Source organism: Acinetobacter stercoris (assembly GCF_900323515.1).
GTDB lineage: Bacteria > Pseudomonadota > Gammaproteobacteria > Pseudomonadales > Moraxellaceae > Acinetobacter > Acinetobacter stercoris.
This window is the reverse complement of sequence record NZ_OOGT01000383.1, coordinates 1-1503: the sequence shown is the minus strand read 5'-3', so window position 1 is coordinate 1503 and position 1503 is coordinate 1. Positions and strand designations below refer to the sequence as shown.

At 34.9% G+C, this 1503-nt stretch carries 2 protein-coding genes; both read right to left on the bottom strand.

Going from position 1 to position 1503, the window contains the following annotated elements; genetic code table 11:
* Window positions 1-52 precede the first annotated feature (52 nt).
* Window positions 53-622, bottom strand: coding sequence for a dCTP deaminase (gene dcd / locus KPC_RS19700; protein WP_121975993.1), 570 nt, complete (start codon window positions 620-622; stop codon window positions 53-55).
* 160 nt (window positions 623-782) lie between these two features.
* Window positions 783-1376: a LysE family translocator gene (locus tag KPC_RS19695; RefSeq protein WP_121975992.1), complete on the bottom strand. Its 594-nt coding sequence runs from the start codon at window positions 1374-1376 to the stop codon at window positions 783-785.
* Between the last annotated feature and the right edge of the window lie 127 nt (window positions 1377-1503).

Here is a 1503-nt window from a genome sequence, read left to right as displayed (position 1 = left end):
TTTTAAAATAAAAAAGCAAGCATAAAGCTTGCTTTATAAAAGTTAAATAACCTTATGCTTTTGGTAGCGTTACACCAGTTTGACCTTGGTATTTACCACCACGATCTTTGTAAGAAGTTTCACATACTTCATCAGATTCAAAGAACAACATTTGAGCTACACCTTCACCCGCATAAATGCGTGCAGGAAGATTTGTTGTATTTGAAAACTCTAATGTCACGTGCCCTTCCCATTCAGGCTCAAGTGGTGTCACATTGACAATGATGCCGCAACGTGCATAAGTCGATTTGCCTAAACATACCGTCAAAACGTTACGGGGGATACGGAAATATTCAACTGTACGCGCCAAAGCAAATGAATTTGGCGGGATAATACATACATCTGATTCAATATCGATGAAACTTTTTTCATCAAAGTTTTTAGGATCTACGATAGCTGAATGCACATTTGTAAATACCTTAAATTCACGAGCACAACGGACATCATAACCATAACTTGAAACACCATAAGAAATGAGTTTTTCACCGTTTGCATCATAACGAACTTGGTTTTCTGCGTAAGGTTCAATCATGCCGTGTTTTTCGCTCATTTCGCGAATCCAACGATCAGACTTAATAGCCATTATTTCTTCAATCCAAAAAAGCTTAAATCAATTATTGCGATGTACTTTAACTTAAATTAGGTTCGAAAGAAATGTTTCTGATTAAAACAAAAAAATCTAAGCCTTAACCTGTCTGGCAAACTTTATCTATTTTATACAAGTGCATCTTTAACCATATGTTTTACAAGCTTAAAATAGCTGAATAACTTAAGGGAATAGAAAAGCCAACCAATACAATTGAAGCAGTTTTTTGTAAATTAGTCTGATTTAACCATGTGATTTTATTGGAACAAAGGACTGAGCCCAAATACGTCCAGAAAAAGGCAATAGGAATAATTAAGAGTAAAAATGTCAACATATGTGCTGTGTATTCAGCAAAATATTTCCAAGTAGAAACAGGGAAAATGGCTGAAGCAAACAATAATGCTTTAGGATTGAGTAATGTCGCACAGAAGAGTTCCCTTGCACGGATTGTAGGCATATTCAGATCAACTTGGTCTTTGGCTGTACGCCAGAGTTTGATCGCAAGGAAAAGAATATATGCTGCACTGAATAACTTCAAAATCACAGGCACTATTGGAAATTTTTTAGAAACGGTACCAATTAATACTCCCCATGCAGTAATTGCAATCAAATATCCCAAAGCTTCTGCTGGAATAAGTTGAAATGATTTACGCACACCGACCTGAATACCAGAAGATGCTAAAAGTGTATTTGTCGGTCCTGGAGTCAATAAAATTGCCACCACAAGCCCAATAAAAAACCATGAAATCATTTAGCGACCTCAAATTGAAGTTGAGCAGAGATTAAATGAGTTCCAATGACTTAGCAAAAAAATAATTGTAAGGCTAAATATAAAAACAAGAAAAAATTAGATATTATTATTAATTTTCAATATGATA

Coding starts and splice junctions, on each gene's coding strand:
- dcd (WP_121975993.1), bottom strand. CDS start 622: ATGGCTATTAAGTCTGATCGTTGGATTCGCGAAATGAGCGAAAAACAC.
- KPC_RS19695 (WP_121975992.1), bottom strand. CDS start 1,376: ATGATTTCATGGTTTTTTATTGGGCTTGTGGTGGCAATTTTATTGACT.